The organism is Acinetobacter sp. NIPH 2699 (assembly GCF_022549355.1).
Taxonomy (GTDB): Bacteria; Pseudomonadota; Gammaproteobacteria; order Pseudomonadales; family Moraxellaceae; genus Acinetobacter.
On record NZ_JAKZGL010000033.1, the window covers coordinates 1 to 1,311 of the forward strand.

Consider the following 1,311-nt stretch of genomic DNA (forward strand, 5'->3'; position numbering starts at 1 on the left):
GAGGGTGTAAATAAACCTGTGTAAATGCTTAAATTATCCCCAACACTGTTGGGGTCAACAAGGTGTTTACCATGAAAGATGAAACAATGTTGGCATTGGCAAAAGAATTTGCCAAAAACTTAAAAACCGAAGCTGACTTAAACGAGTTCAGTAAAGCTCTAAAGAAACTCACAGTGGAAACTGCCCTAAATGCAGAATTGACTGAACATTTAGGGTATGAAAAGAGCAGCCCGAGAACAGGTAAAAATGCTCGCAATGGCTACACTACAAAGCGTCTATTAACCGATGATGGTGAGTTCGAACTCAATACCCCTAGAGATCGTGAAGGTACATTTGAGCCTCAGCTCATCAAGAAGAACCAGACCCGTATCACTCAGATGGATAGTCAAATTCTATCCCTATACGCCAAAGGTATGACAACACGAGAGATCGTTGCTACATTCAAGGAAATGTATGATGCCGACGTATCACCATCCTTAATTTCAAAGGTGACGGATGCTGTTAAGGAGCAGGTCGTAGAGTGGCAGAATCGTCCACTGGATGCACTTTATCCAATTGTGTATTTGGACTGTATTGTGGTTAAAGTCAGACAAGATGCTACTGTTATCAACAAGGCTGTCTTCCTTGCTCTTGGTGTCAATACCGATGGTCAGAAAGAACTGTTGGGCATGTGGATGGCTGAAAACGAAGGTGCTAAATTCTGGTTATCCGTGTTAACAGAACTCAAGAATCGTGGCTTAAAGGATATTCTGATTGCCTGTGTGGATGGACTTAAAGGTTTTCCTGATGCCATCAATACCATTTACCCTGATACCCATATCCAGTTGTGTATCATTCATATGGTACGCAACAACCTCAAATACGTGAGCTGGAAAGAATATAAAGCTGTCACAGCCGATTTAAAGAAGATTTATCAATCTGCTACGGAAGATGCAGCTTTACAGGCTTTGGATGAATTTGGACAAAAGTGGGATGATAAATACCCACAAATTAGCAAATCGTGGTTAGCTAACTGGTCGAATTTAAATACATTCTTTGCCTATCCAATGGATATACGCAAGGCGATTTATACGACTAATGCCATTGAATCACTGAACAGTGTTATTCGTCATGCCACCAAGAAAAGGAAGATATTCCCCACTGATGATTCTGTGAAAAAGGTGGTATATTTAGCGATTATGTCAGCCAGTCAAAAATGGACGATGCCTATCCAGAACTGGAAAGCTGCAATGAGCCGTTTTAGCATCTTGTTTGAACAACGTATGGCTGACTATATCTAAGGTGTGTTTACACAGAATTATTTACAACCTC

1 protein-coding gene is annotated in these 1,311 nt (G+C 40.8%); it reads left to right on the plus strand.

Going from position 1 to position 1,311, the window contains the following annotated elements:
• The first annotated feature begins 71 nt into the window (after positions 1–71).
• On the plus strand, positions 72–1,280 hold the full coding sequence (locus tag MMP72_RS15750) for an IS256 family transposase (protein WP_241406211.1): 1,209 nt from the start codon (positions 72–74) through the stop codon (positions 1,278–1,280).
• The last annotated feature ends 31 nt before the right edge of the window (positions 1,281–1,311 follow it).

Coding starts and splice junctions, on each gene's coding strand:
- MMP72_RS15750 (WP_241406211.1), top strand. CDS start 72: ATGAAAGATGAAACAATGTTGGCATTGGCAAAAGAATTTGCCAAAAAC.